This is a genomic window from Proteus sp. ZN5 (assembly GCF_011046025.1).
Classification (GTDB): domain Bacteria; phylum Pseudomonadota; class Gammaproteobacteria; order Enterobacterales; family Enterobacteriaceae; genus Proteus.
The window spans coordinates 2,262,510-2,289,244 of the sequence record NZ_CP047639.1; the positions used below are offsets into that span (position 1 = coordinate 2,262,510).

Consider the following 26,735-nt stretch of genomic DNA (forward strand, 5'->3'; position numbering starts at 1 on the left):
ACAACAAGTGGCTGACAAGCGGTGGCTTTTAACCACCGCTTTAAACGAGGTGAAGGCATGTTTAGGTTTCGCAAATTAAAGATATCCACCAGTCTCTATTTATTGCTGATGATGTTTTGCGTTATGCAGGTGATTTCTAGTGGTATTTCGCTAGGGATCGTTCATTTGAATAACGAACAAATCACCAGAGTAGATATAGATACATCTAAGCGAGATGAATTAGGATTAAGTTGGGCATCTTTAATACAAACACGTAATGCGATTAATCGCGTTGCAATCGCAGTGAAAACTGAACAGTCAACGGATTTTATTCAATCTATTGAATCAATAGCACTTTCACGCTTGGAAATAGCGAATACACATTTTCAAAATTTCCTTGCTGATATCAATAAAGAGGCAATTCCAACAGAAGAAAAAGAAATCGTTGAAGCAGTGAAAAACGATTACCACGTTTTATATGGTGCATTAACTGAATTACATAGCATGTTAAAAAACGATAACTTCCAAGGTTTTTTAGATCAACCAACTGAACGTTATCAAACTGCGATGGAAAATTCATTTAACACTTATATGAATTATGTTCAGACAGAAATTACTGAATCTATAGAGCAAGGACATCGCTCTTATACTATTGCTATCTTGATGTTTATCGGTGCAATAGCGATGGTTATTGTTGTATCAATCGCCGCTCATCGCTGGTTAAGTTTTAATATCATTAAACCTTTCGCAAGTTTAAGCCGTTATTTTAATGATGTTGCTACCGGTAAATTAAATCGTGAAATTCTTGTTTTTACCGATGATGAAATAGGGGATGTGTTTAGACGACTACGAGATATGCGTGGTGAGCTCGCGCGTTCTATTCGTATCGTTCGTGATAACAGTCATGCTATGTATTCTGGTATTCAAGAAATTTCCAAAGGAAATACGGATTTATCCTCAAGAACTGAACAACAAGCTGCTTCGTTAGAAGAAACTGCGGCAAGCATGGAAGAGTTAACAGCAACGGTAAAACAAAATGCTGATAACGCCCTGCAAGCGAGCAAGCTCGCAGAGTCTGCTTCTGAAACAGCCATACGTGGTGGCCAAATCACGCATAGTGTTGTTGAAACCATGGATGCGATTACACAAAGTTCTCAAAAGATAGGGGCTATTATCAGTGTGATTGATGGTATTGCGTTCCAAACCAATATATTAGCACTTAACGCAGCGGTTGAAGCTGCGCGCGCAGGCGAACAAGGGCGTGGATTCTCTGTTGTTGCTGGAGAAGTTCGTAACCTTGCTCAACGCAGTGCTGATGCTGCAAAAGAGATCAAAATATTGATTGATGAATCTGTTTTACGAGTCTCTCAAGGTTCTCAACTCGTTAATAATGCAGGGCAGACAATGGAGGAACTCGTCACATCAGTAAATAAAGTCACTGAATTAATGGCAGAAATCGCCTCAGCTTCTGATGAACAAAGTCGAGGTATTCACCAAGTTGCTGATGCAGTCAGTCAGATGGATCAGGTGACACAGCAAAACGCTGCTTTGGTGGAGCAATCAGCATCTGCTGCCGCAGCATTGGAAGATCAGGCTAATAACCTTGTTGATGCTGTATCGGCATTCGAGTTGCCTGACACGGATGAGAATAATAATTCTTCATCCCTAGAAGGTAATGGGTTGAAAAAAGCAGATAAAAAATCATTTTTTAAAAAGACCCATTAAAAAACAATGAAACGTAATGTTACTGAAGTCTTATCAGATATCGCTGCTCAACCGTTGGATATTTTTACCCAACGGTTCATGTTGTCCGATGATCAGTTCCAATCTATATGCCAATTGATTTATCAAAAGGCAGGTATTGTGCTGACTAACAACAAAAGGGAGATGGTTTATAACCGTCTCACTAGGAGGTTACGTGAATTACGGATGAATAACTTTGGTGACTATCTTGCGTTTCTTAAAAGTGATGTACGCAACCCTGAATGGCAAGAGTTTGTAAATGCATTAACAACCAATCTCACCGCATTTTTCAGGGAGGCGCATCATTTTCCTATTCTGGCTAAACATGCCAGAAAAAGAGCAGGAGGCGTCTACCGAGTATGGTGTGCAGCAGCATCTACTGGAGAAGAACCTTATTCAATTGCGATGACTTTACGCGATGTTTTTGGGAATAACCCTTATAAAACCAAAATTATTGCCAGCGATATCGATACTAATGTGTTGGATAAAGCACGAAAAGGTGTTTACCGACAGGAAGAGCTTAAAACTTTAAATGATGAATATTTGAAAAAATATTTTCTCAAAGGTGTCGGCGATTTTGAAGGATACGTGAAAATTAGACAGCAAATTAGCGAGATGGTCTCTTTTCAGTATTTGAATTTACTCGACAAGCAATGGGATCTAGAAGGCAGTTTTGATGCGATTTTTTGTCGCAATGTCATGATTTATTTTGACAAAGCGACACAACAAACCTTACTTAACCGCTTTACCTCATTACTTAAGCCAGACGGAATGCTGTTTGTTGGACATTCTGAGAATGTAAGCCAGCTTAGCAAGGATTTCTACTTGCATGGGCATACCGTTTACGGGCTGACACCAGCAAGGAGAGGTTATGAATAAAATAACGGTACTCTGTGTTGATGATTCGGCGTTAATGCGTCAAATCATGCGAGAAATCATCAACAGTCATAGCGATATGGAAGTTGTTGATTGTGCACCAGATCCTATAGTGGCTCGTGACTTAATAAAAAAGTACAACCCACAGGTATTAACGTTAGACGTTGAAATGCCACGTATGGATGGTATTGATTTCTTGGAAAAACTGATGCGATTAAGACCAATGCCTGTCGTTATGGTCTCATCATTAACAGCAAAAGGTTCAGAAGTGACGTTAAAAGCGTTAGAACTGGGTGCGGTTGATTTTGTGACTAAACCACAGCTTGGTTTGCGTGAAGGTATGATGGCTTATAGTGAACTGATTGCTGAGAAAATTCGTGCCGCAGCACTGGCACGGATTAATCGCCGAGAAGTACAAGCAGCGCCTTCTAAATCATTGTCATTTACACCGATGATTTCGAGTGAAAAGTTGATTGCTGTAGGTGCATCAACTGGTGGCACAGAGGCTATTCGTAATTTTCTAGAACCATTACCCATTACCAGCCCTGCGATATTAATTACGCAACATATGCCAGCAGGGTTTACGCACTCATTTGCAGAACGATTAAATCGTTTATGCCAAATTAGTGTAAAAGAAGCAGAAGATGGCGAACGTGTATTGCCTGGGCATGCTTATATTGCGCCAGGTGATTATCACATGGAGCTTCGTCGTAATGGTGCTAACTACCAGATCCACATTAATAAAGAACCCGCAGTAAACCGTCATCGTCCTTCTGTCGATGTGCTATTTAGGTCTGTCGCAAAATATGCGGGACGTAATGCTATCGGTGTAATTTTAACCGGAATGGGAAGTGACGGTGCTGCTGGTTTATTAGAAATGCGTCGTGCTGGTAGTTATACCTTTGCACAAGATGAAGCGAGTTGTGTCGTCTTTGGTATGCCTCGCGCTGCGGTTGAATTAGGCGCAGTAGACGAAGTGAAAAGCATAAGCGCAATGAGTAAAGCGGTGCTGATGAAAATCAGCAGCACACAATCATTGCGTATCTGATTAAGTTCAGTTTAAAAAGCAACACAGTAATTTGCCGATATATTTTGAAGGAGTTTTCAATGGCAAGTAAGGATCTGAAATTTTTAGTGGTTGATGATTTTTCAACAATGCGCCGCATAGTTCGTAATTTGCTAAAGGAATTAGGATTTACGAATGTAGAAGAAGCAGAAGATGGTGCTGACGCGTTAGCTAAATTACGCAATTCGGCAATTGATTTTGTGATCACAGACTGGAACATGCCAAACATGGATGGTCTAGAGCTTCTTAAAAATATTCGTAGTGACGCGGGACTTGCAGCAACACCAGTACTTATGGTAACCGCTGAAGCTAAAAAAGAAAATATCATTGCAGCAGCGCAAGCTGGTGCAAGTGGATATGTTGTTAAACCTTTTACAGCAGCAATTCTTGAAGAAAAACTAAATAAAATTTTTGAAAAACTGGGCATCTAAGGAGTCGCAATGAGTGGGAATCCAATTATGCCGAAAGATAATATTGAAATGACATCTGATATTATCAGCCGGATCGGACAATTGACGCGGATGTTACGCGACAGTTTGCGAGAATTAGGATTGGATAAAGCAATAGCCGAAGCAGCAGAAGCCATCCCTGACGCTAGGGAACGACTGGACTATGTTGCTCAAATGACCGCTCAGGCAGCTGAGCGTACATTGAACTGTGTCGAAGCTGCGCAGCCTAAACAGGATGCGTTAAGTTCCGATGCGACTAAGCTTACTGAACGTTGGGACCAATGGTTCGAACAGCCAGAAGAGCTGAAAGATGTACGCTCTCTTGTAACCGATACCCGCAATTATTTGCGGGATATCCCTGAGAGTACGGCTTTTACTAACAGTCAGTTATTGGAAATTATGATGGCGCAGGATTTCCAAGATCTGACCGGCCAGGTAATTAAACGCATGATGAGTGTCGTTCAAGAAATTGAAAAACAACTCGTGATGGTATTAATGGAAAACCTGCCACCAGAGCAACTTGAAAAGTCTAATGTGAAGAAAGAGACCGACTCTTTATTAAATGGTCCACAGGTTAATAAAAACAACGCTGGTGTGATCAAAAATCAAGATCAAGTTGATGATTTACTGGAAAGTTTAGGTTTCTAACCTTCTAATGAGTTTTAGGGCGATAAGGACGTTGAGATATGCAGGACGCATTCGCTCTATGCTCAGCTCTTTTAGGATGATGTACTTTATGGATAAAAAATCACGTAATAATGCTTTAATAGCACACGCTATTGAAGAAAATGTAAGCCGCTTTTTTTAAGCGGCTTTTGAAATTGTTGAAATAAGCATCAAAAGCGGAATCGCTCAATTTTACTGTGAATTTTGCTGACTTCCTTACAATCATCGTCAATATTGCCTATATCTCCATTTTTATCATTGGGTTATTTTTAAAGTACATACTGCCATAGCCCAAAAAGCCCCGTAAATTTGCGATTGTTCAGCCCATCAATTTCCTCTGAATTTGTCATGCTTAGAGTCATTTCATTCATGCTTTTAATCTCAATATCTAAATCGGACAGACTGTGGCTGAAGATAGCGATCTCGAAAAAACAGAGGACCCCACACCCCATAAACGGGAAAAAGCCAAAAAGGATGGACAAATTGTCCGTTCTAAAGAGCTATCGTCCGTATTAATGATCTTGGGTGGAGTGAGTTTGCTGTGGATGAGTGGTGGGTTTATCACTCGTGGGCTACATGCCATGTTAACAGAAGGGTTTACGTTTAATCATCACCTTATTGGTAATGAGAATTTGCTGATCCCTCGATTTGGCAGCTTGATTAAACAAGCTGTGTTTGCGTTATCACCTGTGTTTTTGGGTTTAGTGCTTGTGGCAATTGGTGGCTCTGCCTTATTAGGCGGGATTAACTTTAGTAGCAAATCCATTAAATTTGATCCGAAAAAATGGAACCCTATTTCTGGATTAAAGCGCATTTTTTCAATGAATGCGTTAGCTGAGTTATTTAAAGCGATACTGAAATCAACCTTTGTGGGGATCGCTGCAACCGTTTTTTTATGGCACAACTGGAACGATATTCTTCATCTGATCACGCTTCCACCACTGAGTGCGTTAGCGAATGCGATGCAATTGCTGATTTTCGCCGTCTATATCACGGTGTTTATGCTGATCCCTATGGTGGCATTCGACATTATTTTCCAAATTCGTAGCCATTTGAAAAAGCTACGCATGACGCGCCAAGAAATTAAAGATGAATTTAAACAGCAAGAGGGTGATCCGCAACTTAAAGCGCGTATCCGTCAGCAACAACAGGCAATGTCTCGCCGTCGAATGATGGCGGATGTACCGAAAGCTGACGTTATTGTTACGAACCCAACACACTATGCTGTTGCACTGCAATATAACGACAAAATGACTGCACCTAAAGTTTTAGCAAAAGGTGCAGGGGCTATTGCGTTAAAAATTAAAGAGATTGGTGCAGAAAATCGAATTCCGCTTCTAGAAGCGCCACCGCTTGCTAGGGCGTTATATCGTCACAGTGAAATAGGTCATGCAATACCTTCAACCCTCTATGCTGCGGTTGCAGAGGTACTTGCTTGGGTTTATCAGCTGAAACGATGGAAAACCGAAGGTGGTTTAAAACCTAAACAACCTATGAACTTGCCAGTGCCTCCCGCACTGGACTTTGCTGGAGAAGATAATCGTCATGGCTAATTTGGCCTCATTACTCCGCTTGCCGGGAAATTGGAAAAGTTCTCAGTGGCAGATACTGGCAGGGCCAGTGCTTATCTTGTTGATACTGTCAATGATGGTATTGCCATTGCCACCTTTTCTATTGGATTTATTATTTACCTTTAACATCGCACTCTCCATCATGGTGCTGTTGGTCGCAATGTTCACTCGACGTACTTTGGACTTTGCTGCCTTTCCTACTATTTTGCTGTTTACTACGTTGTTACGTTTATCATTAAACGTTGCTTCAACACGTATCATCTTAATGGAAGGACATACAGGCCCCGCAGCAGCAGGGCGTGTTGTTGAAGCCTTTGGCCATTTCCTTGTTGGCGGTAACTTTGCTATTGGTATTGTGGTCTTTATCATCCTTATTTTGATTAACTTTATGGTTATCACCAAGGGTGCGGGACGTATTGCTGAAGTAGGTGCGCGTTTCGTGTTAGATGGAATGCCGGGTAAACAGATGGCAATCGATGCTGACCTGAATGCCGGTATTATCAACGAAGACGAAGCAAAGAAACGCCGTAAAGAAGTTTCATTAGAATCCGACTTTTACGGTTCGATGGATGGTGCGAGTAAGTTCGTTCGTGGTGATGCCATCGCTGGCTTAATGATCCTTGTGATTAACGTGGTGGGTGGTCTTATCGTCGGTGTCGCTCAACACGGAATGGCACTAAACGATGCAGCAACGACTTATACCCTTTTAACTATCGGTGATGGTCTGGTTGCTCAAATTCCTGCATTGATTATCTCAACAGCTGCGGGTGTTATTGTTACTCGTGTTGCAACAGACGAAGACGTTGGGCAACAAATGGTTACCCAACTGTTTGATAACCCTCGTGTTCTACTGTTAACTGCAGGTGTGCTAGGTCTGTTAGGTTTAGTGCCGGGAATGCCTAACTTTGTTTTTCTTTTCTTCACCGCTGCATTAGGTGGATTAGGTTGGTATATCTTACGCCGCAACGCCAATCCTGAAGTGCAACAACAAAAAGAGATGGAAGAAGTTGAAAAACAAAACCGTGTTGTTGAAGCTTCATGGGAAGATGTACAGCTTGAAGATCCACTAGCAATGGAAGTCGGGTATCGCTTAATTCCAATGGTAGATAACCGCCAAAATGGTGAGTTGTTAGGTCGAATTAGTGGCATTCGTAAAAAGTTTGCTCAGGAAACGGGATATCTTCCTCCAGTTGTTCATATTCGAGACAATATGGAATTAAGACCTTCCTCTTATCGCATTCTAATGAAAGGGGTTGAAATAGGTCACGGTGAAGCGCATCCAGGTCGTTGGTTAGCAATCAATCCGGGTAATGCAGTTGGCTCTTTAGATGGCGATATTACTCAAGAGCCTGCATTTGGTTTACCCGCAGTTTGGATTGATGACAGCTTAAGAGAGCAAGCGCAGGTTCAAGGCTATACCGTTGTGGCTGCAAGTACTGTTATTGCAACGCACTTTAACCATGCATTAGCGAAATACGCATCAGAATTATTTGGTCGTCAAGAAGCACAAATGTTGTTTGATAGGGTGAGTAAAGAGCTCCCTAAAATGACAGAAAATATGATCCCAGATATGCTTTCGCTTACGGTATTGCACAAGGTATTGCAAAATTTGCTGTCTGAGCAAGTGCCTATTCGTGATATGAGAACCATATTAGAAGCTTTAGCAGAGCACGCGCCAGAGCAGAAAGATCCCGCAGAATTAACAGCCGTTGTTCGTGTTGCACTTCGCCGTGCGATCACACAACACTGGTTTGGCGATCAAGATGAAATTCAAGTCATTGGTTTAGATGCGAGTTTAGAGCGTATTCTTGTTCAAGCAATGCAAAGTGGCGGTGGTTTAGAGCCTGGGCTGGCTGAGAATATTGAGCAACAAGCAGCGGATGCAGTGCGTCACCAAGAGATGTCCGGTGGTGCTCCTGTATTATTAGTGAATCATGCGTTGCGTTCATTATTGTCACGTTTCTTACGCCGTAGCCTGCCACAATTAGCCGTATTGTCGAATATGGAAGTCAGTGAAGGTCGCCGCATTCGTATGACGTCGATGATTGGTGGACAACCTCATTAATCATTCTCACTGATAAACTGTTATTAAAGCCAAGGCCACTTTATTAAGTGGCCTTTTTTATATGTTGATATAACTGAAGGGTGTAATGGGATAGAGAGTAGGAAGAGTATTAACGGTTTATTGATGGCAAGGTGCATCAATAAATAGATATCACTAAGTTATCTATTTTAGCGTTATAAAAAGCACAATCATGATGTGATAATCAAGAGCCAAATGAGAGTAAAGGTTTAGATAAGCGAAATGAAGTGTCACAGGAAGATGATAGATAATAGCGTATATGATCTTCTGTTGCTGGTTTAAAGTGAGTAGTGTTTTATCTGCAAAGCAAAACGCCATCAATATTGATGGCGTATCGTGCGAATTCTGATAATTATCGAGAAAACCTAAACCTGAATTTTACGCCCAGCCAGTGTTGAACGCTGCGCTTGCCCATCAGAACCATAAAGGGTTGGGCTGTGGTTCTTCTGCAAAAAACGGATAGCATCACTATTACGAGAAATATGTTGATCGAGCAGTAATCCGTTATGTTGATTCAGATATTTTAACTCCGCCGTAATGTCTATTATCTGTGTCCATAAATCAGATAAGAACGGCAACCCTGCATAAGGTTTTTCTACACCGGCTTGTAGGCTTAGCGTATGACGCTGTTGGTCTGTATGACCTAAAGCTGATAAGACAAAATTCTTCTGTTCAGTTACTTCATGCAGGGCATTGATATTAATATTACCTGCGCATAATAACTGTTGTTCAGCACGTAAAATACTTGCAATGGTATTAAGTTGCGATAATTGAAGATCTAAAGTCTGGCGGAGTTCTTCCATCATAATCATTAAGATATTATTGAGTTATGCTTTCAGCAGCTTCACGGAAAAGAGCATCCGCGATTTTACCGCTGTCCATGGTTAATGTTCCGTTGGCAATTGCTTCTTTTAAGCGAGCAACTTTCTCAACGTTAATGTCTTTATTTCCTGGTTGAACAAGTTTTTTCTGCGCTTCACTCAGTTTTACAGAAGTGTCGCCTGTTGCAGTTTTTTGTTCAGTTGTTCCCGATTTACGTGAACCCTGTGTGACTTCACTTGGGTTGCGTTGTGCAATTGCATTAATCGGAAGCAGTGGATTCGCGCGTTCAATACTCATAGGAAAATCCTTTGTTAGGCATCAATTAATAGTCAGATGAAGCCATTGTAAAACAACCTATGTGTTTTCGCCTATCATCTTGTTTCTTTATATCGGCTATAGAATTAAAAACTTTAATCTTAGTCGTTATACTCGTCATACTTTAAGTTGTAGCGTTGTTGGCTACGCTCATTCGCACTAGTCCCATTACTCGTCATACTTTAAGTTGTAGCGTTGTTGACTGCACTCACTCACACTAGTCACATACTTATGTATGCTCCTAGCGATTCGTTCATTTGTCGCCTAGCTACATCTTAAATTATTTAGAGTATTACTCGTCATACTTTAAGTTGTAGCGTTGTTGACTGCATTCACTCACACTAGTCACATACTTATATATGCTCCTAGCGATTCGTTCATTTGTAACTTAAATTATTTAGAGTAAAAAATGTATACAAATACAGTTTTTGTTCAAATTGTAACGCAGAAGAGTTTACCTTGGTTTGCCATAACTGAAACGGGTAACAAGCAATTCAATATAGGCTTATTCTACTTATCAGCTTTTTAATCGATTAAAGAGGGATGCGTACAGAGCCATTTTCAAGTGCTTCACCAGTGACAATTTGGCCTGATTTAACTCTTACTCGAATGCTCTCATTGGCGACCGCATTGTTGACGGCTTTACCTTCATAACGGACTTGAAAGTGAGGACCTTGAGCAAATACAGTGACAGTTTGTCCTGCCAAAATAGCCCAAGGGCGACGAACCATTGTGGACGTTAACGGTTTTCCTGCGGATATTTGTCGCATTGCGATCGCATTTTTAATTAATGCCGGATCACGTAATACATCATAAGGTAATTTTTCTAATTCGCCCGTTGCCATGCTAACGGCAGAAGTTTCAATCATATCATCACGATTAATGTCTTTTTTCGCGATTAAATATTCACCATTAACGCTAACATCAATTTGAATAAAACGACGTTGTTTATCACACTGAATTGGGATTGAAAGACGCCCCCAATTACGAGAACCAGCATGACGTTGGATCTCTTGTGTTTGGCAGACAGGCCATTTCTCTTCTGGTGTTAAAACTGTCACAGTCACTTTATCACCTTGTTGATGCAGTGCGACAAAGAAATCTTGTAGTTCTTCAGGAAGTGATTTCGCGACACTCACATTCACCATAAAGAAAAAAGAAAATAGACCGATAAGAGTTCTAACTAACATAATTTGTATCACCTTACAGAGTTGATGCTAATTGTGTGTTTGTCATTATTTAGCAATAACAGTGTACATCGACTTTACACGCCTTAAACGCATAAATAGCAATCCAATTTACGCCTATTCCTCCAATCATCTTTTTTTTGAGCGTTTATTCTGTCAACTGAAATTGTTTTATCAGCTGAGATAAGTGGCTTAGCCACCAAGGATAGAAGATGCTCGATAAATTAGAAAATACGTTTCATTTTCAACAAGAAGCGCTCTCAATACGCAATAAACGCCAAGAAATTCTCGCTGCGAATATCGCTAACGCAGATACCCCAGGCTTTCAGGCTCGTGATATTGATTTTGCTTCTGAATTGAAGAAAACCATTGAAAATGGACGCACCGGTAGTCATGGCATGCAATTGGCTATGACATCTGAACGCCATATCCCGATCAAACCCGGTTATCGCTTAGAAGCGGACTTACTCTATCGCGTACCTCACCAAACTGCGATGGATGGTAATACCGTGGATATGGACATGGAACGTAGTAATTTTGCTGACAATAGCCTTAAGTATCAGGCTGATGTGACATTTATTAACTCGCAAGTTAAAAGCATGATGGCTGTATTGCAACAGTAGGGTAAAGAGCATGTCTTTATTTAGTATTTTCGATATTTCAAGTTCAGCACTTTCAGCGCAATCACAGCGTTTAAACGTGAGTGCCAGCAATATGGCAAACGCTGACAGTGTTGCGGGTCCAGATGGCGACCCATATCGTGCAAAGCAGGTTGTTTTTCAGGTAAATGCACCAGCCGGCCAAGAGATTGGCGGGGTTCGTGTTACTGAAGTGGTGGATGATCCTGCACCATTTCGTATGGAATATCAGCCGGGACACCCTTTTGCCGATGAAAAAGGGTATGTACGTATGCCGAATGTTGATGTTGTAGGTGAAATGATTAATACCATCTCTGCATCAAGAAGCTACCAAGCTAACGTCGAAGTGATGAACACGGCAAAATCGCTGATGCAAAAAACACTGATGATAGGTCAATAGGGAGAATAAATTGTGGGTATTTCCGCCTCAATGAATGAACCTTATGATAATACTATTATCGGGGATGCACCTTCTTCATACCATACGAAAAAAAGTGGTAGTGATGATATTAAAGGGAATTTCCTGACACTTCTCATCACCCAGATGAAAAATCAAGATCCAACAAACCCAATGCAAAATAATGAGTTAACTTCCCAATTAGCTCAAATTTCAACCGTTGAAGGCATTGAAACACTGAATAAAACAGTGAATAACATTGTTGGGCAGATTGACCAAAGTCAGGCGTTAAAAGCCTCTTCACTGGTGGGACGAGGTGTTATGGTTTCTGGGAATAAAATTGTTGTCTTTCAGCCAACCGACGGTAACGGTGAGACTGAAAAACCCGGTGATGGGAATGGCACAATTCCAACACCTGACACTCAAAATGAAAAAACACGTCAGCAAATGGGAACGTATAAAACAGATGATACGGATCCAAATACGCCTGACAGTGAACACCTTTTTTCAACACCTTTTGGTTTTGAATTACTCAGTCCAACCGATTCTCTTACGATAAACATCACCAATGCGAGTGGTGTGACCGTTCGTACAATCAATATGGACAAAAAGATGCTACCGGATGTTTATAACTTCTCTTGGGATTGCACTGATGAAAATGACAATCCTGTTCCACCGGGAAGCTATAAATTTACCGTTAACGCCACGCTTAATGATGCTCAGGTCCCTGTTAAGACACTGAATTATGCGCTGGTGAATAGTGTGTCCATGGTGGATGGTGGTGCCCGCCTTGATGTTGGCTTAGGTAATACCGTTTCATTGGATGAAATTCGTCAGGTTCTTTAACTAACACATATTCAACTTGGAGGGCGCATGTCCTTTTCACAAGCAGTAAGTGGTTTAAACGCAGCAGCCGCTAACTTAGATACTATCGGTAACAATATTTCTAACTCTGCAACCTACGGTTTTAAAGGTGCAAACGTTTCTTTTGCAGACGTTTTCGCCGGTTCAGGTGCAGGTCTGGGTGTTAAAGTTGCAGGCATTAGCCAAAACTTTAAAGACGGTAGTATCACAACCACTAACCGTCCAACAGATGTGGCAATTTCTGGCGGTGGTTTTTTCCGCATTGAAGACCAAAATGGCGGTGTTTTCTATTCACGTAACGGTGAATTTGGTAAAAATAAAGACGGTTTCCTGACCAATATGCAAGGTATGCGTGTAACAGGTTATCCAGTACAAGTTGTTGATGGTAAAAATGTTGTTCAAAAAGGGGCGACACCAACACCTATCGTTATTCCTACCGATATGATGAATGCCAGTGCAACAGATAAAATCAATATGGCGGTTAACCTGAATTCAGGTGAAGAGAAACCCGTTAAAGCGCCATTTGATTCTAAAGATGGTGATACTTATAACTTCAGTACTAACGTTACCACTTACGATAGCTTAGGTAATGAACATAACCTGAACTTATTCTTTGTAAAAACTAATGACAATGAATGGAAAGTTTATGGGCAAGATACGTCAACTAAATTAGCAGGTGGTGCGCCAACGCCTCATCAAGATTTAGGCACTTTAAAATATACCAATGCAGGGGTGTTAGAGAGTTATACAAAGACCGATATGAATATTGCCTCTTTGAATGGCTCGGCTGTGGGTACTATCGAATTTGATTTCACTGGCAGTACCCAGCAAAAAGTCTCTGAATCAAGTGTATCTAAATTAGCGCAAAACGGTTATCAAGCGGGTGAATTCACCAACTTCCGTATTGAGCAAGATGGCTCAATCATGGCGACTTACTCAAACCAACAAAGCCAAGTTGTTGGTCAAATCGCATTAGCTAACTTTGCAAACGCAGGTGGTTTAAGCTCACAAGGCGACAACATGTGGTCTGAAACTAACGGTTCAGGTTCACCAATCGTCGGTGTTGCTGGCTCTGGTGTATTCGGCAAATTAACCAATAACGCATTAGAAGCATCTAACGTGGATATGAGCCAAGAGTTAGTTAACATGATCGTTGCTCAACGTAACTATCAATCAAACGCACAAACCATCAAGACTCAGGATCAGATCCTGCAGACTCTGGTTAGCTTGCGCTAATAACGCCGGAAATAATCTGTTATGGATCATGTGATTTATACCGCGATGGGCGGCGCCAGACATTCGATGGAAAATCAAGCTGTCGTGGCGAACAACTTAGCAAACGCATCAACGCCGGGATTCAAAGCGCAGCTTAGTGCAATGCGAGCCGTACCTGTCAATGGCGATACCTTACCGACTCGTACATTAACGGTAGCCTCAACGCCAGGTAGCGATCAGAGTCAAGGAACGATGAACTATACCGGTCGATCAATGGACGTTGCGTTAAGTGATAACGGCTATTTAGCGGTTCAGCTTGAAGATGGCACAGAAGCCTATACCCGAAACGGGAATATCCAACGTAACGCTGACGGCATGTTGATGGTACAAGGACGTTTGTTAATGGGCGATAACGGTGCGATTGAAGTGCCGGCTCAAGCCAATGTCAGTATTGCCAACAACGGTATTGTGACTGCGCATGTACCTACTGATCCACCAAAAATGCTGGGTCAAATTGGTCGCCTGAAAATGGTAAAACCAGAGCAAAACGATTTAGTTCGTGGCGATGATGGTTTATTCCATTTATCACAACAAGGAACAGTGCGAGCGGGTGAGCAATTACCTGCTGATGATAGCGTGAAGGTGCTAGCTGGTGTGTTAGAAGGCAGTAATGTTAATCCAGCAGAAGCCATGGTCGATATGATAGCAAACGCAAGACGTTTCGAAATGCAAATGAAGGTTATTCATAGCGCTGATGATAATGCGCAACGAGCTAACCAATTGCTATCACTGAGTTAAATAGTGTAAGGGGAAAACCATGATCCGTTCTTTATGGATTGCTAAAACTGGGTTGGATGCACAACAGACAAACATGGATGTGATTTCCAACAACCTCGCAAACGTCAGCACCAATGGTTTTAAACGCCAACGTGCGGTTTTCGAAGATTTGCTGTATCAAACAATTCGTCAACCGGGTGCAATGACATCAGAACAGACGAATGCACCTTCAGGTTTACAAATTGGTACGGGTGTTCGTCCGGTTGCGACCGAACGTTTACATAGCCAAGGTAACTTAGCGCCAACAAACGGAACACGTGATGTGGCGATTAAAGGACAGGGTTTTTTCCATGTTCAGTTACCTGATGGCACAGACGCTTATACCCGTGATGGCGCATTCCAAATGGACCAAAATGGTCAATTAGTCACCACCAGTGGTTTCCAAGTCGTACCGGCAATTATTCTGCCTGATACTGCGAAGAAAGTGATGATTGGTCGTGATGGTACAGTCAGTGTTGAAATGGAAGGTGATCCAGCTCCACAACAAGTGGGTCAATTGACACTAACTACCTTTATTAATGACAGCGGATTAGAAAGTGTGGGTGAAAACTTGTACTTAGAAACCGCAAGTTCTGGCGCACCTACTGAAAATGCCCCAGGTATCAACGGCGCAGGCTTGTTGTATCAGGGATATGTTGAAACCTCTAACGTTAACGTAGCTGAAGAGTTGGTCAATATGATCCAGACTCAACGTGCTTATGAAATTAACAGTAAAGCGATTTCAACATCTGATCAGATGTTACAGAAACTAACGCAACTCTAATTTCGTTTGTTCATTAGCCTGACAGGGTTTCCTGTCAGGCGTATTACTAAAAGAGTATCGAAGATGGATACAAAGGTCATTACTGACAATTCTGGGGCAAGAAAGCTTAGTGTCAGATGGCGTCGTCATCAACGTTTAGGTACCGCCCTGTTGGTACTGACACTGTCGGGATGCGCATATATACCCAAAAAACCGTTAGTAGAAGGTAATACAACGGCGGTTCCAACGGCACCGACTGCACCGGCACCCAATGGCTCTATTTTTCAGGCAACTCAGCCTGTTTATTTTGGCTATCAACCTTTATTTGAAGATAGACGTCCTCGAAATATAGGCGATACGCTGACGATTACATTGCAAGAGAATGTCAGTGCAAGCAAAAACTCATCTGCAAATGCCAGTCGTAATGGTAAAGCAGGATTCCTTGCTGCGATTACGCCGGGATTCTTAGAAGGGATATTTGGTAATAAACGTACAGATATGAGCATGGAAGGAAACAGTGACTTTGGCGGTAAAGGTGGCGCAAATGCGAACAATACCTTTAAAGGCACCATTACAGTTACCGTCGATCAGCTCCTTGCCAATGGAAACCTACATGTTATTGGCGAAAAGCAAATCGCTATCAATCAAGGTACTGAATTTATCCGTTTCTCAGGTGTTGTGAACCCAAGAACTATCAGTGGTACTAATACCGTAAATTCAACCCAAGTTGCTGATGCGCGTATTGAATATATCGGAGACGGTTATATCAATGAAGCACAGTCTATGGGATGGCTACAACGCTTCTTCTTAAATGTATCACCTTTTTAATGAGTAGGGTCCAGATGAAAAAAATAGCGATGAGCCTTTTCTTTATCGTGATGACATGTGTCGGTTTTTCCGCTCATGCCGAACGGATCAGGGATCTCACCTCTGTTGAAGGGGTAAGAGAAAATGCGCTGATTGGTTATGGTTTGGTCGTGGGATTAGATGGAACGGGTGACCAAACAATGCAAACCCCGTTTACCACGCAAAGTCTGAATAACATGCTCTCACAATTGGGGATCACAGTACCACCCGGCACCAATATGCAATTGAAAAACGTTGCTGCGGTAATGGTAACTGCAAAATTACCGCCTTTTGGTCGTACAGGGCAATCCATCGACGTTGTTGTTTCATCCTTAGGTAATGCAAAAAGCTTACGTGGTGGTACGTTGCTGATGACACCATTAAAAGGTGTTGATAATCAGGTTTATGCTTTAGCACAAGGCAATATTATTGTCGGGGGAGCAGGTGCATCTGCAGGTGGTAATAGTGTTAAAGTGAATCAGTTAGCGGGTGGACGCATCAGTAGTGGCGCGATTATTGAACGTGAACTACCTTCGCAATTTGGTCAAACAGGTCTGCTGAATCTTCAACTGAACGAAGAAAACTTCACTTTGGCACAACATATCTCTGATACGGTTAATAAATTACGAGGTGTGGGTACTGCTATTCCTTTAGATGCTCGTACAGTTCAACTGCGTGTTCCTATTGGTAAAAGTGAACAAGTACGCTTTTTGGCTGAAGTACAGAATCTTGAAATTAAACGTGTTGTTGCAGATGCGAAAGTGATCATCAATGCAAGAACGGGTTCTGTTGTTATGAATCGTGATGTGACATTAGGAAGCTGTGCGATTGCTCAAGGCAACCTTTCCGTTACGGTTGATAGCCAAGTCAATGTAAGCCAGCCTAATACCCCGTTTGCGGGTGGTAGCACTGTTGTAACGCGTAATACCAGCGTGAATATGAGTGAACAAGGTGGCTCATTACAGCAAGTGAATGCAAGCGCAAGCTTAAACGAAGTGATCCGCACATTAAATGCACTTGGTGCAACACCAACAGATTTAATGTCAATTTTGCAAGCAATGGAAAGCGCGGGTTGCTTACGTGCGAGATTGGAGATTATCTGATGAAAGATTTATCTCTGCTTTCTTCAATGCCAGCGATGTCAGCGCCAGCATATGATAGTAATGCATTGAATAAACTTAAATATCAGGTTGGACAAAATGCTGATCAGCAAGGGCTGCGCCAAGTGGCGCAGCAACTTGAAGGTGTTTTCGTTCAAATGATGTTAAAAAGCATGCGTGATGCTATTCCTCAAGAAAGCATGTTTAACTCAGAAAGTACCAAGATGTACACCTCTCTTTATGATCAACAAATCGCTCAAGACTTATCACAAAAAGGCTTGGGCTTTGCTGACATGATAGAAAAACAACTTTCTGCCAAAGTCACGATGGACCCTAGCGAAATGGCGGGTAAAACACCGATGCCATTAGATGGTAGTGATATTTTTCAATCCATGCCAACACAAGCCTTGGGGCAAATTTATCGTGCTATGCAGCCTTATCAAAATGCAGTTGAAAGCACGATTGGTAAGCTTAAGGGCTTATCTGAAAGTAGTGCTTCTTTTGCATCAAAACTGTTAGGACCTGCGAAACAAGCCACAGAAGGTACGGGTGTACACCATCTTTTAGTTGTTGCTCAAGCCGCGCTTGAATCAGGTTGGGGTAAGCGTGAAATTCTAACGGGCGACGGCAAACCAAGTTATAACCTGTTCGGTATCAAAGCAGGAAGTAGCTGGAAAGGACCTGTCACGAATATCATGACAACCGAAGTGATTGAGGGTAAATCGATTAAAATGCGTGATAATTTCCGTGTTTATGGCTCCTATGTTGAAGCTATTCAAGATTACCTCAGACTTATCACTGAAAGCCCTCGTTACGCCAAAGTACCTCAAGCTCAAACCCCTGAACAAGCGGCTTACCGTATTCAAGAAGCGGGTTATGCCACCGATCCAGGTTATGCGAAAAAACTGGTTTCAATTATTGGTCAATTAAAAGGAAGTGGTGAGCAAGTTGCTAAAACGTATACTCACGATTTAAGCGACCTATTTTAATCATTTTCCCCTCAAGTTTAGAGGGGAAGAACCGATAATAAAGACCAGAGCATCCATTCAACTTGCCAGTTATGCTCCGTGCATACGGGTGATGACTAAACGTAAAAGGATAGACAAATGTCCAACAGTTTAATTAATACAGCGATGAGCGGACTTAATGCGGCACAAGCTGCGATGAGCACTGTGAGTAATAATATCGCTAACCAACATGTAAAATGGTACAACCGCCAAATGACTGTTTTTAATGAAAACAGCGGCACAATGACCGGTAATGGTTATATCGGTAATGGTGTTAATGTTAGTCGTATTCATCGTGAGTATAACGAATTCCTTGCTGGTCAAATGAACCGTGCAATGTCAAAACAAAGTGCACTTAATAGCTATACCCAAAATATCTCACAAATTAATGATTTGTTAGCAGATAAAGGGAATGACGTATCAAGCGCAATTGATGAATTTTTTACCAGCTTACCCAACGTAACCAATAACGCAGAAGATAATCCTGCTCGTACAACGGTTATTGGTAAAGCGGAAGCAATGGTTAATATGTTTGCTAAAGCAGACCAATCATTGCGTGATCTAGAAAAAGATATTAATAGTCAGGTAACTAACACCTCTAAAAATATCAATGAATATACAAAACAGATCGCAAAACTAAATAACGAAATTAGTCGTTCTAAAGGCTTTAATGGCGCTGATCCTAACGACTTATTAGACCAACGTGATCGTTTAATTCAAGAACTAAACACATTGGTTGATGTTCAAGTGACTCAACAAGACGGTGGTTTTGTTAACGTCACATTTGCTAATGGTTTGCCATTAGTATCTGGTACTCGCTCTTATGAAGTTTCTGCTATTCCATCAAATAAAAATAGCGAACGCCTTGTTATTGGTTATAGCAACGGTATTGATGAAGTTCGTGAAGTGGATGCAAAACGTATTAAAGGTGGCGAACTTGGCGGTGCATATCGTAGCCGTGAAGAAGTGTTAGATCCAAGCCGTAACCAATTAAATCAATTAGCATTAGTGTTGGGTGATCAATTTAATAAACAACATGAGCAAGGTTTTGATTTAGATGGTAAGAAAGGCGATAAATTCTTCGACCTTGGTGGTGCTCATGTGATGCCTAACGGTAAAAATAAAGGTGATGCTAATTTTACTGTTGAATATACAGATACGAAACAAGTTAAAGCAGCCGAATATACAGTTAAGTATGAAAGTGGCAAATGGAACGTCACGGTAGAGCCGGGTAATCGTAAATTTGAAGCAACTCCTGATGCTACAACCGGTGAATTAAAATTCGAAGGCATGAGCATCAAGGTAAATGGTACAGCACAAGAAGGTGATTCTATCGTTGTTCAATCTGTGGGTAATGTGATTGCAGATATGAAAGTTGCGGTAACTGATCCAAGCAAAATTGCTGCTGCGGGTTCGTTAAATGCGGACGGTGAAACGGCACCAAGTGATAACGAAAACATGAAAAAACTGTTTGAGTTACCTGATGAAAAAATCATTGATGGCAAAACAACAATTGCTGGTGGCTATGGTTCACTGATCAGTATGGTCGGTAACAAAGTAAATACTGCGCAAGTTGACTTCGATGCTCAGGTTTCTATCACTAAAAGTATTGTAGAACAGCAACAGTCTGTTTCTGGTGTGAACTTGGATGAAGAGTACGGTGAGATGTATCGCATTCAAGAATACTACATGGCAAATGCAAAAGTTATTCAAACTGCAAACAGTATGTTTGATGCCATTATGCAAGTTTTCTAAGTAACCCTTCATCAGAATAAGGAATATCACTGTGCGTTTAAGTTCAAATCAAATTTTTAGCCAGCGTGTGGACAATATTACCAGTTCACAAAGCAAATGGATGACTGAAGGAAATAAAATCTCCAGTGGTCGTCGTGTTGAAAAACCATCAGATGATCCAATGGCGGCTTCTCAAGCGGTAATGGTTAAACAATCTGAATCGCGTAACCAGCAGTATGCGACAGCGCGTGGATTTGCAAAAAACAGTATGTCTTTGCAAATGAGCTTAGCAAGCCAAATGGTTAATATCTCGACTAAAATCCAAGAAACGCTGGTTGCGGCAGGTAATGATGCGACATTAAGTGATGAAGACCGTTCATCCCTTGCTGATCAATTACAAGGTTTAAAAGATCAGTTAGTGGGTATTGGTAACACAAAAGATGGTGTTGGCCGTTATATTTTTGCTGGTTTCCAATCAGATAAACCACCTTTTGTGGCTGATGCAACAGGCAAAATCACCTATGAAGGTGGTGATAAGCAAATTACCCAAAAAGTAGATAGTAATATTGAAATGGTCACTAACTTTACAGGGATCGAAACATTACAATCTTCAGGTAGTAAAGGGACTGCTCCAGATATTTTTGAAGCATTAGATGGTGCTATCACTGCGTTACGTGAACCTTTAGCAGGTAAGCCACAAGCTGATCGCGATGCTGCATTAGAAAAAATTGATGCCGCAAACCGTGTTAATCGTGCAACCTTAAATAATATTTCAAGTGTAGAAGCTAAATTAGGTTTACAACTTCAAGAACTTGATAATTTGGATGATTTAGGGGCAGATACGTCGTTAAGAAACGCAAAACGTTTAAGCGAACTGCGTGAATTAGATTGGACACAAGCGATTTCAGATTATTACCAAGAAGAGTCTGTATTACAGGCTTCTTATAAAGTCTTTAACGACATGAAAGATATGTCGATGTTCAAAATGTATCGCTAATTATTTAGTACCGTCTTAAGACATTTTGATATCACCCCTGATATTTATTTATCAGGGGATTTTTTTATCAATTAAACTCAATCAACTATATTTTCTTTTTTAATGGTAAGAATAAGATTTTGTCTTGAGTTGAAGAAGCTTTGAAACCATTATGAAGATAAAAATGTTTTTCGCTTTCAGTTAAAGCATGAACCATAATCGCTCTAACACCAATGTTTTCAGCTACATGATGACAACGCAAAACAGCATCTCTTAACAAATCAGCACCAAGACCTCTTCCATTAAAAGTTTTATCAACAGCAACTCTAGCTAAAATAATCACGGGTATTGGGTCTGGTATATTGCGACGAATATGACTAATTGCTTCAGTATGATTAACACTACCTGTCGCTAAAGAATAGTACCCAACAACACGTTTTTTATTTTTTCTCAGACTAAAAATGTACGTGATGCACCTAAGAATTGGTTTTTTAAACCTCTTTATTTTATCCAGTTATCTAATACATTTTCACTATTATAAAAATTAGCCACTTCATGTGAACTTGGTAACGGCTCAGGTGCTATTACTTTTCCCATAATGGTTTTCTCATTAATAACTTTTCAAGAGCAGGGGCAATATCAACCGGTGCACCAATAATTTCTATAAATTTAGCATATTGAGCATCATTTAAATTAAAGGTTCTACGGTCTAAAATGACATCTTCGGCAGCTTGGCATGCTGCCTCAATAATAAATTCAGTACGAGATTTATGGAGAATTTCAGCAGCAATATCAATAAGTGCGCGTTGTGATTCTTTAGCGCGAATATTGAGTTGTACACTAGTTTTCATATCACGCCTCCTTGTATAGCAATTGATATACATGGATTGTGGAATAAATAAGCATTGATGGCTAGAGTGAAAACAGATTAATTTTAATGAGTAAATAGAAAATAAACTAGAATATTAAATAGCAAACAACAAAGGACTTTTATCTATGAAGGGAAAACAATTCGATATCCCAATTACAATTAATCATAAAGAAGCTATCGCAGAATTACGATTTACAACCTCTCCTGAAAGAGAATGTAAAATTACTGTCGATATTGAAGGCCATCACTATGGTGAATTTTCAGCAACAGATTATTTTGCCTGTTTAGATGCTATTCGTAATCAACTAACGGATGTTATTTTTCACTGTCATGGCGCAAGAATAGATACCTATCCATCAGGAATGTCTCGTGATATGGGTAGTGGTATGGCAGTTTATTGTATGAAAATGGGAAAGCAAGCACGCCAAGAAGATTTAGTCGGTACATTTAATTACTATCGAAATGAAACCTTAGTTACACCTTCAGAACAACGTAATTTTTTTCTGTTGTGGTTAGAATCGTTGAGATAGAAAATTATGTGTGCTTATTTTGAATTACTGATTAATAAATCAATACCGCTTTCTTTAATTAAATGTATTGAGCAAAAAGTTATCTGGGGTGATGAGTTATTTTCACATGATCCTAAAAAATACTCTTGGAATAACACGTTTATATTTACACGATATAAAGCCTGCGGTAGTGCATTAGAATGCTTATTTTCAGAGCGATTAAATCTTGATGATTATTGGGTTTATGTTTTAGAAGATTCAACCAATCATTTAATAACAGCAAAAAATTCAGAGAATAATGCTGAAGAATTCCATGGATTTATCAATGAATTATTAGCTAAAAAAGAAGATATATATATTATTCAGCAACATGAAGATATTATGTCGAAAACTTATGAGCATATTGAAACAATAAAAGAGTTTGAAAAAATATTCTATCCCAATATAGGTACTGAAAACGCTTTAGTCATAAGTATAAAAAATAAATAGTGGGCTGATTATTAGCCCATATCAAGAAACCAACTGCTGTAATATTAAGGTGATGCGATTAAACGTATCGCTAAAGACGCGCTCTGTAAATACAGGTAATGCAGGCATAATCATAGATAATGCTAACATACCGATAGTCAGCGTAAGAGGGAAACCAACCACAAAGACAGAAAGCTGTGGTGTCATACGGTTTAGAATACCTAATGAAAGGTTAAGGACTAAAAGTAGGGTGATTAATGGCATGGCTAACATCATACCGTTAATAAAGATTGTGCCCCCACTTTGAACTAAAGTAAGAATACCTAAAGAGTTAAAAGTCTGATTTCCAATAGGAACAACATAGAACGTATCAACTAATATAGATAATAGCCATAAATGACCATCAAAGACCATAAATAACAGCATTGTTAGCATATTAAAAATACGTGCCAGAATAGGCATATTAGGGCCACCTGATGGATCGACGAAAGTGGCAAATGAAAGCCCCATCTGTAAACCAATCACTTCACCGGCATGACGAACAGACGCGAATGCCAACTGCATCGATAACCCTAGAATTGTACCAATCAAAATTTGTTGCAACAGAACCCAAAAGGCAATAAGCGAGAATAAAGGCACATTGCTTTGCGGTAAGCCCGGTGCAACTAATGCGGTAATCAAAAAGGCGAGTGCAATGCGAAATTTTTTAGGTGTTTGTTTTTCACTAAATAGCGGTGCAGTGCTAAAAAGGGCGAGTATACGCACAAATGGCCAGAAAAAATCACTAATGTAGCCGTTAAGCATTTCACTGGTCAGGGTTATCATTGCTATTAACCAATCATCCCAGGAATGCCAGTAAATAAATTATGCATATAATCGATAAGTAAACTTAACATCCAAGGACCTGCAACTAAAATCGCCACTAATACAGCAAGAATTTTCGGGATAAACGATAATGTCATTTCATTTATCTGTGTTGCAGCTTGGAGCATACTGATCACAAGACCCGTCACCAGAGCGGACAATAAAAGAGGGCCTGCTAGTGATAAAGCGATTTTCATCGCTTCAGTACCTAGTGCTAAGACGGATTCTGGTGTCATGGGATTACCTCTGCGCTAATTGAAAAAGCTTTGTGCAAGCGAGCCTAATATTAATTGCCAACCATCGACTAAAACAAAAAGCATAAGTTTAAATGGCAATGAAACTGTGGCAGGTGGCACCATCATCATACCTAGCGCCATCAACACACTAGCCACAACTAAGTCGATAATCAGGAAAGGAATAAAAATCATAAAACCGATTTGGAAGGCGGTTTTTAGCTCGCTCGTAATATAAGCAGGCACCAAAATACGCATCGGTACACTTTCGCGAGTTTCAAACGCAGGTGCATCAGCAAGACGAGCAAACAGAGCCAAGTCAGTTTCACGAGTTTGTTGCATCATAAACTGACGCAAAGGTTTAGAACCGTTCTCTAAGGCTTGTTCAAAGGTAATTTGATCTTCAGTAAACGGCATATAGGCATCTTGATAAATTTTATCAAAAACCGGTGCCATAATGAAAAAGGTCATAAATAACGCCAAACCAAGAACGACTTGGTTTGGTGGTGCAGAAGGTGTACCTAAAGCATTACGTAATAATCCAAGGACAATAATAATGCGGGTAAAACTGGTCATCATCAGCAAAACAGCTGGAATAAATCCCAATGCTGTAATGAAGATTAATGTTTGAACTGGTAATGACCAACTTTGGCCACCACCCGGTAAAGGCTGTGTAATAACACCCGGAAATTGGGCAAACGCACTGCTAGGTAACAAGATTAAAACCAGCACACTAGCGAAGAGACGCCAACGCTTTAATGCGTTAAAAAAAGTGACACACTGATGCATTATGAGTTGCCTTTATCTCGCTTTAGCGTTTTTTGTAATATTTGAGTAAACAATGGCGATGTTGGTGATGAGGTCGCTTCCTGCGAGGCTTTATCAGGGACGGGTAATTTATGCAACAGATTTACCTGCGATGCAGTTACCCCTAATACGAGCCATTCCTGTTCAATTTCAACCACCACCACTCGTTCTTTTGCACCTAATGAACAACTTGCTTTGACGCTAAGTTGTGCTGTTGTTCCTTTAAATGAACCACGGGTAAAACCAAAACGGCGAAATAACCACATAGCAACAATAATAAGAACAATGATGCCTGCAAGTGCCGTGCTAACTTGAGCAAGGCTTTGGCCTACAGGCAACGGTTGTGTAGGTGTTTGAACAGTTTGTGTTGTAGCGGGTGCGGTAGTATTTACCGCACCTTGGCTGGAAAAGGAAGGAAGCTGTTCCATAGATTAACGGCTCAGGCGACGCATACGTTCTGATGGTGTAATGATATCGGTAATGCGAATACCGTATTTATCAGAAACAACCACAACTTCACCTTGAGCGATTAAATAACCATTGATAAGAATATCAAGAGGCTCACCAGCTAAACCATCCAGTGAAACCACAGAACCTTGTGACAGGCTTAGTAATTTTTTAATGGTCATTTTGGTGCGACCTAACTCTACTGTTAATTTGACTGGGATATCCATAATCAAATTGATATCAGAGAGATGGTTCAGTGTATCGTCTTCAGGTAAAAGATGTTCAAATAGGTCGGAACTATTATCCTGGCTTTTCCCAGTTTGCTGTTCCATTGCATCAGCCCACATATCCTCAGCCGATTGTGAATTATCAGTTGGGCGATTTGCATCACTCATTGGTTTGTTCCTCATCCAGAGCGTTTAAAACAGGGTTAATTAGGTGTTCAACACGAAGGGCATATTGCCCATTTACTGTACCGTATTGGCTTGTTAATACGGGCACACCATCAACATGTGCAATCAATCTTTCTGGTTTATCAATCGGGATAACATCCCCTTCTTTAAGTGTTAACACTTTTGATAAACGCAGTGGGATGTCAGTAAAGTTTGCAACTAGTTCAAGCTCTGAATGCTGAACTTGGTTGACTAAACTATCTAACCAAACCCCATCTTCTTGACGAACATTTTCAATTGGTGGATTGATCAGTCGTTCACGTAATGGCTCAATCATGGCAAACGGGATACAAATACTAAATTCCCCAACCATTGAGCCAATTTCTACCTGAAAAGGTGTCGTAACAACAATGTCATTCGGTGATGAGGTGATATTGGTAAATTTCACCTGCATTTCAGAACGAACATATTCCACCTGAATTTTGAATATGGAATCCCAAGCATCACGGTAGGCATCAAGTGCCAGTTTCAACATTTTGTTGATGATCCGCTGCTCTGTGTTGGTAAATTCACGCCCTTCCACAGGGATTGGAAAACGGCCATCACCACCAAACAGGTTATCTACCGCGATATAAACCAGATTTGGTTCAAAGGTAAATAATGCTGTTCCTCGTAACGGTTTTAAGTGCACCAAGTTAAGATTCGTTGGTACAGGTAAGTTACGAGCAAAGTCGTGATAAGGGTGAATTTTAACGCCACCAACAGTAATGTCAGGACTCCGACGGAGCATGTTAAACAGCCCCATACGGAATTGACGAGCAAAGCGTTCGTTAATAATTTCTAACGACTGTAAACGTTCTCGAACCACACGACGTTGCGTGTTGGGGTCATAAGGCTGAATATCCGGTTCATTCGGATCCTTCGCTATCGCAGGTTCCCTGTTCGCGCTTTTTTTGGCGTCGTCACCTGATGTGTCATCATTCAGCAGAGCATCAATCTCTGCCTGTGAAAGGATATTATCGCTCATAATG

The 26,735-nt window shown here is 40.8% G+C and carries 30 protein-coding genes and 1 pseudogene; 20 read left to right on the forward strand and 11 right to left on the reverse strand.

What is annotated here, in order from left to right; translation table 11 throughout:
- Positions 1-57: 57 nt before the first annotated feature.
- The 7 genes from GTK47_RS10390 to flhA all read left to right on the forward strand — a co-directional run bounded on the left by GTK47_RS10390 (position 58) and on the right by flhA (position 8,415).
- On the forward strand, positions 58-1,704 hold the full coding sequence (locus GTK47_RS10390; RefSeq protein WP_165123001.1) for a methyl-accepting chemotaxis protein: 1,647 nt from the start codon (positions 58-60) through the stop codon (positions 1,702-1,704).
- Between the two features lie 6 nt (positions 1,705-1,710).
- Positions 1,711-2,601, forward strand: a complete 891-nt coding sequence (cheR, locus tag GTK47_RS10395) for a protein-glutamate O-methyltransferase CheR (protein ID WP_023581805.1) — start codon at positions 1,711-1,713, stop codon at positions 2,599-2,601.
- The gene (locus tag GTK47_RS10400; protein WP_100160431.1) at positions 2,594-3,646 is read left to right on the forward strand and encodes a chemotaxis response regulator protein-glutamate methylesterase; all 1,053 of its coding nucleotides are present in this window, start codon (positions 2,594-2,596) and stop codon (positions 3,644-3,646) included. The genes cheR and GTK47_RS10400 overlap by 8 nt, the downstream gene beginning before the upstream one ends.
- A 59-nt stretch (positions 3,647-3,705) precedes the next feature.
- On the forward strand, positions 3,706-4,095 hold the full coding sequence (gene cheY, locus GTK47_RS10405) for a chemotaxis response regulator CheY (protein ID WP_023581807.1): 390 nt from the start codon (positions 3,706-3,708) through the stop codon (positions 4,093-4,095).
- A gap of 9 nt (positions 4,096-4,104) precedes the next feature.
- Positions 4,105-4,761, forward strand: a complete 657-nt coding sequence (cheZ, locus tag GTK47_RS10410; RefSeq protein WP_075673040.1) for a protein phosphatase CheZ — start codon at positions 4,105-4,107, stop codon at positions 4,759-4,761.
- A gap of 422 nt (positions 4,762-5,183) precedes the next feature.
- The gene (gene flhB, locus GTK47_RS10415) at positions 5,184-6,332 is read left to right on the forward strand and encodes a flagellar biosynthesis protein FlhB (RefSeq protein WP_165123003.1); all 1,149 of its coding nucleotides are present in this window, start codon (positions 5,184-5,186) and stop codon (positions 6,330-6,332) included.
- Positions 6,325-8,415 (forward strand): flagellar biosynthesis protein FlhA, encoded by a 2,091-nt coding sequence (gene flhA / locus GTK47_RS10420; protein ID WP_165123005.1) that lies wholly within the window; start codon positions 6,325-6,327, stop codon positions 8,413-8,415. Before flhB ends, flhA begins: the two co-directional genes overlap by 8 nt.
- Before the next feature lie 383 nt (positions 8,416-8,798).
- Here flhA and flgN read toward each other — a convergent pair whose 3' ends face one another.
- The 3 genes from flgN to flgA all read right to left on the reverse strand — a co-directional run bounded on the left by flgN (position 8,799) and on the right by flgA (position 10,760).
- Positions 8,799-9,239: a flagellar export chaperone FlgN gene (flgN, locus tag GTK47_RS10425; RefSeq protein ID WP_165123007.1), complete on the reverse strand. Its 441-nt coding sequence runs from the start codon at positions 9,237-9,239 to the stop codon at positions 8,799-8,801.
- A 13-nt stretch (positions 9,240-9,252) separates the two neighbouring features.
- A complete protein-coding gene (flgM, locus tag GTK47_RS10430; RefSeq protein WP_099075771.1) occupies positions 9,253-9,552 on the reverse strand; it encodes a flagellar biosynthesis anti-sigma factor FlgM in 300 nt (99 codons plus the stop codon).
- A gap of 551 nt (positions 9,553-10,103) precedes the next feature.
- Positions 10,104-10,760 carry a flagellar basal body P-ring formation chaperone FlgA gene (flgA, locus tag GTK47_RS10435; RefSeq protein ID WP_165123009.1) on the reverse strand — a complete coding sequence of 219 codons (657 nt, stop codon included), beginning with the start codon at positions 10,758-10,760 and terminating at the stop codon, positions 10,104-10,106.
- A 209-nt stretch (positions 10,761-10,969) separates the two neighbouring features.
- On the opposite strand from flgA, the gene flgB reads away from it, so the two are divergent.
- From flgB to flgL, 11 genes are all read left to right on the forward strand, one after another.
- Positions 10,970-11,380, forward strand: coding sequence for a flagellar basal body rod protein FlgB (gene flgB, locus GTK47_RS10440; protein ID WP_006533174.1), 411 nt, complete (start codon positions 10,970-10,972; stop codon positions 11,378-11,380).
- A 10-nt stretch (positions 11,381-11,390) separates the two neighbouring features.
- Entirely contained in the window at positions 11,391-11,795 is a 405-nt protein-coding gene (flgC, locus tag GTK47_RS10445) for a flagellar basal body rod protein FlgC (RefSeq protein ID WP_023581815.1), read from the forward strand.
- Positions 11,796-11,807: 12 nt separating this feature from the next.
- A complete protein-coding gene (locus tag GTK47_RS10450) occupies positions 11,808-12,638 on the forward strand; it encodes a flagellar hook assembly protein FlgD (protein WP_165123011.1) in 831 nt (276 codons plus the stop codon).
- Positions 12,639-12,665: 27 nt separating this feature from the next.
- Complete coding sequence (flgE, locus tag GTK47_RS10455; RefSeq protein WP_165123013.1) at positions 12,666-13,892, forward strand: flagellar hook protein FlgE; 1,227 nt, start codon at positions 12,666-12,668, stop codon at positions 13,890-13,892.
- Between the two features lie 21 nt (positions 13,893-13,913).
- Positions 13,914-14,669 carry a flagellar basal body rod protein FlgF gene (locus tag GTK47_RS10460; protein ID WP_088495218.1) on the forward strand — a complete coding sequence of 252 codons (756 nt, stop codon included), beginning with the start codon at positions 13,914-13,916 and terminating at the stop codon, positions 14,667-14,669.
- A 19-nt stretch (positions 14,670-14,688) separates the two neighbouring features.
- Positions 14,689-15,471, forward strand: a complete 783-nt coding sequence (flgG, locus tag GTK47_RS10465) for a flagellar basal-body rod protein FlgG (RefSeq protein ID WP_072068525.1) — start codon at positions 14,689-14,691, stop codon at positions 15,469-15,471.
- Between the two features lie 63 nt (positions 15,472-15,534).
- Complete coding sequence (locus GTK47_RS10470; RefSeq protein ID WP_075673030.1) at positions 15,535-16,278, forward strand: flagellar basal body L-ring protein FlgH; 744 nt, start codon at positions 15,535-15,537, stop codon at positions 16,276-16,278.
- Between the two features lie 14 nt (positions 16,279-16,292).
- Positions 16,293-17,399 carry a flagellar basal body P-ring protein FlgI gene (locus GTK47_RS10475; RefSeq protein ID WP_165123015.1) on the forward strand — a complete coding sequence of 369 codons (1,107 nt, stop codon included), beginning with the start codon at positions 16,293-16,295 and terminating at the stop codon, positions 17,397-17,399.
- On the forward strand, positions 17,399-18,385 hold the full coding sequence (gene flgJ, locus GTK47_RS10480) for a flagellar assembly peptidoglycan hydrolase FlgJ (RefSeq protein ID WP_165123027.1): 987 nt from the start codon (positions 17,399-17,401) through the stop codon (positions 18,383-18,385). The genes GTK47_RS10475 and flgJ overlap by 1 nt, the downstream gene beginning before the upstream one ends.
- 117 nt (positions 18,386-18,502) lie before the next feature.
- Positions 18,503-20,158: a flagellar hook-associated protein FlgK gene (flgK, locus tag GTK47_RS10485; protein WP_165123028.1), complete on the forward strand. Its 1,656-nt coding sequence runs from the start codon at positions 18,503-18,505 to the stop codon at positions 20,156-20,158.
- A gap of 31 nt (positions 20,159-20,189) precedes the next feature.
- A complete protein-coding gene (gene flgL / locus GTK47_RS10490) occupies positions 20,190-21,134 on the forward strand; it encodes a flagellar hook-associated protein FlgL (protein WP_165123030.1) in 945 nt (314 codons plus the stop codon).
- An 85-nt stretch (positions 21,135-21,219) separates the two neighbouring features.
- Here the strand turns inward: flgL and GTK47_RS10495 are convergent.
- Both GTK47_RS10495 and GTK47_RS10500 read right to left on the reverse strand, forming a co-directional pair.
- A pseudogene (locus GTK47_RS10495) lies at positions 21,220-21,710 on the reverse strand (GNAT family N-acetyltransferase).
- A complete protein-coding gene (locus GTK47_RS10500) occupies positions 21,698-21,964 on the reverse strand; it encodes a DUF1778 domain-containing protein (protein ID WP_165123032.1) in 267 nt (88 codons plus the stop codon). The pseudogene GTK47_RS10495 and the gene GTK47_RS10500 overlap by 13 nt, the downstream one beginning before the upstream one ends.
- Before the next feature lie 145 nt (positions 21,965-22,109).
- Between GTK47_RS10500 and GTK47_RS10505 the strand changes: the two genes are divergently transcribed.
- Positions 22,110-22,514: a hypothetical protein gene (locus GTK47_RS10505; RefSeq protein ID WP_165123034.1), complete on the forward strand. Its 405-nt coding sequence runs from the start codon at positions 22,110-22,112 to the stop codon at positions 22,512-22,514.
- 6 nt (positions 22,515-22,520) lie between these two features.
- A complete protein-coding gene (locus GTK47_RS10510) occupies positions 22,521-22,982 on the forward strand; it encodes a hypothetical protein (protein ID WP_165123036.1) in 462 nt (153 codons plus the stop codon).
- Between the two features lie 21 nt (positions 22,983-23,003).
- On the opposite strand, the gene fliR is transcribed toward GTK47_RS10510, so the two are convergent.
- The 6 genes from fliR to fliM are packed head-to-tail and all read right to left on the reverse strand — an operon-like array spanning position 23,004 to position 26,731.
- On the reverse strand, positions 23,004-23,786 hold the full coding sequence (gene fliR / locus GTK47_RS10515) for a flagellar biosynthetic protein FliR (RefSeq protein WP_098942426.1): 783 nt from the start codon (positions 23,784-23,786) through the stop codon (positions 23,004-23,006).
- A gap of 5 nt (positions 23,787-23,791) precedes the next feature.
- Positions 23,792-24,061 carry a flagellar biosynthesis protein FliQ gene (fliQ, locus tag GTK47_RS10520; protein WP_036935757.1) on the reverse strand — a complete coding sequence of 90 codons (270 nt, stop codon included), beginning with the start codon at positions 24,059-24,061 and terminating at the stop codon, positions 23,792-23,794.
- Positions 24,062-24,076: 15 nt separating this feature from the next.
- Positions 24,077-24,847: a flagellar type III secretion system pore protein FliP gene (gene fliP / locus GTK47_RS10525; protein ID WP_023581828.1), complete on the reverse strand. Its 771-nt coding sequence runs from the start codon at positions 24,845-24,847 to the stop codon at positions 24,077-24,079.
- Positions 24,847-25,293 carry a flagellar biosynthetic protein FliO gene (fliO, locus tag GTK47_RS10530; RefSeq protein WP_023581829.1) on the reverse strand — a complete coding sequence of 149 codons (447 nt, stop codon included), beginning with the start codon at positions 25,291-25,293 and terminating at the stop codon, positions 24,847-24,849. The genes fliP and fliO overlap by 1 nt, the downstream gene beginning before the upstream one ends.
- 3 nt (positions 25,294-25,296) lie before the next feature.
- Positions 25,297-25,707, reverse strand: coding sequence for a flagellar motor switch protein FliN (gene fliN, locus GTK47_RS10535; RefSeq protein ID WP_006533153.1), 411 nt, complete (start codon positions 25,705-25,707; stop codon positions 25,297-25,299).
- The gene (gene fliM / locus GTK47_RS10540) at positions 25,700-26,731 is read right to left on the reverse strand and encodes a flagellar motor switch protein FliM (RefSeq protein WP_023581831.1); all 1,032 of its coding nucleotides are present in this window, start codon (positions 26,729-26,731) and stop codon (positions 25,700-25,702) included. The genes fliN and fliM overlap by 8 nt, the downstream gene beginning before the upstream one ends.
- Positions 26,732-26,735 lie beyond the last annotated feature (4 nt).

Coding starts and splice junctions, on each gene's coding strand:
- flgB (WP_006533174.1), top strand. CDS start 10,970: ATGCTCGATAAATTAGAAAATACGTTTCATTTTCAACAAGAAGCGCTC.
- GTK47_RS10460 (WP_088495218.1), top strand. CDS start 13,914: ATGGATCATGTGATTTATACCGCGATGGGCGGCGCCAGACATTCGATG.
- cheR (WP_023581805.1), top strand. CDS start 1,711: ATGAAACGTAATGTTACTGAAGTCTTATCAGATATCGCTGCTCAACCG.
- fliN (WP_006533153.1), bottom strand. CDS start 25,707: ATGAGTGATGCAAATCGCCCAACTGATAATTCACAATCGGCTGAGGAT.
- fliP (WP_023581828.1), bottom strand. CDS start 24,847: ATGCATCAGTGTGTCACTTTTTTTAACGCATTAAAGCGTTGGCGTCTC.
- flgC (WP_023581815.1), top strand. CDS start 11,391: ATGTCTTTATTTAGTATTTTCGATATTTCAAGTTCAGCACTTTCAGCG.
- flgN (WP_165123007.1), bottom strand. CDS start 9,239: ATGATGGAAGAACTCCGCCAGACTTTAGATCTTCAATTATCGCAACTT.
- fliO (WP_023581829.1), bottom strand. CDS start 25,293: ATGGAACAGCTTCCTTCCTTTTCCAGCCAAGGTGCGGTAAATACTACC.
- fliR (WP_098942426.1), bottom strand. CDS start 23,786: ATGATAACCCTGACCAGTGAAATGCTTAACGGCTACATTAGTGATTTT.
- flgJ (WP_165123027.1), top strand. CDS start 17,399: ATGAAAGATTTATCTCTGCTTTCTTCAATGCCAGCGATGTCAGCGCCA.
- GTK47_RS10500 (WP_165123032.1), bottom strand. CDS start 21,964: ATGAAAACTAGTGTACAACTCAATATTCGCGCTAAAGAATCACAACGC.
- GTK47_RS10475 (WP_165123015.1), top strand. CDS start 16,293: ATGAAAAAAATAGCGATGAGCCTTTTCTTTATCGTGATGACATGTGTC.
- GTK47_RS10390 (WP_165123001.1), top strand. CDS start 58: ATGTTTAGGTTTCGCAAATTAAAGATATCCACCAGTCTCTATTTATTG.
- flgM (WP_099075771.1), bottom strand. CDS start 9,552: ATGAGTATTGAACGCGCGAATCCACTGCTTCCGATTAATGCAATTGCA.
- flgE (WP_165123013.1), top strand. CDS start 12,666: ATGTCCTTTTCACAAGCAGTAAGTGGTTTAAACGCAGCAGCCGCTAAC.
- flgA (WP_165123009.1), bottom strand. CDS start 10,760: ATGTTAGTTAGAACTCTTATCGGTCTATTTTCTTTTTTCTTTATGGTG.
- fliM (WP_023581831.1), bottom strand. CDS start 26,731: ATGAGCGATAATATCCTTTCACAGGCAGAGATTGATGCTCTGCTGAAT.
- flgG (WP_072068525.1), top strand. CDS start 14,689: ATGATCCGTTCTTTATGGATTGCTAAAACTGGGTTGGATGCACAACAG.
- flhA (WP_165123005.1), top strand. CDS start 6,325: ATGGCTAATTTGGCCTCATTACTCCGCTTGCCGGGAAATTGGAAAAGT.
- GTK47_RS10400 (WP_100160431.1), top strand. CDS start 2,594: ATGAATAAAATAACGGTACTCTGTGTTGATGATTCGGCGTTAATGCGT.
- cheY (WP_023581807.1), top strand. CDS start 3,706: ATGGCAAGTAAGGATCTGAAATTTTTAGTGGTTGATGATTTTTCAACA.
- GTK47_RS10505 (WP_165123034.1), top strand. CDS start 22,110: ATGAAGGGAAAACAATTCGATATCCCAATTACAATTAATCATAAAGAA.
- GTK47_RS10510 (WP_165123036.1), top strand. CDS start 22,521: ATGTGTGCTTATTTTGAATTACTGATTAATAAATCAATACCGCTTTCT.
- GTK47_RS10470 (WP_075673030.1), top strand. CDS start 15,535: ATGGATACAAAGGTCATTACTGACAATTCTGGGGCAAGAAAGCTTAGT.
- fliQ (WP_036935757.1), bottom strand. CDS start 24,061: ATGACACCAGAATCCGTCTTAGCACTAGGTACTGAAGCGATGAAAATC.
- flgK (WP_165123028.1), top strand. CDS start 18,503: ATGTCCAACAGTTTAATTAATACAGCGATGAGCGGACTTAATGCGGCA.
- cheZ (WP_075673040.1), top strand. CDS start 4,105: ATGAGTGGGAATCCAATTATGCCGAAAGATAATATTGAAATGACATCT.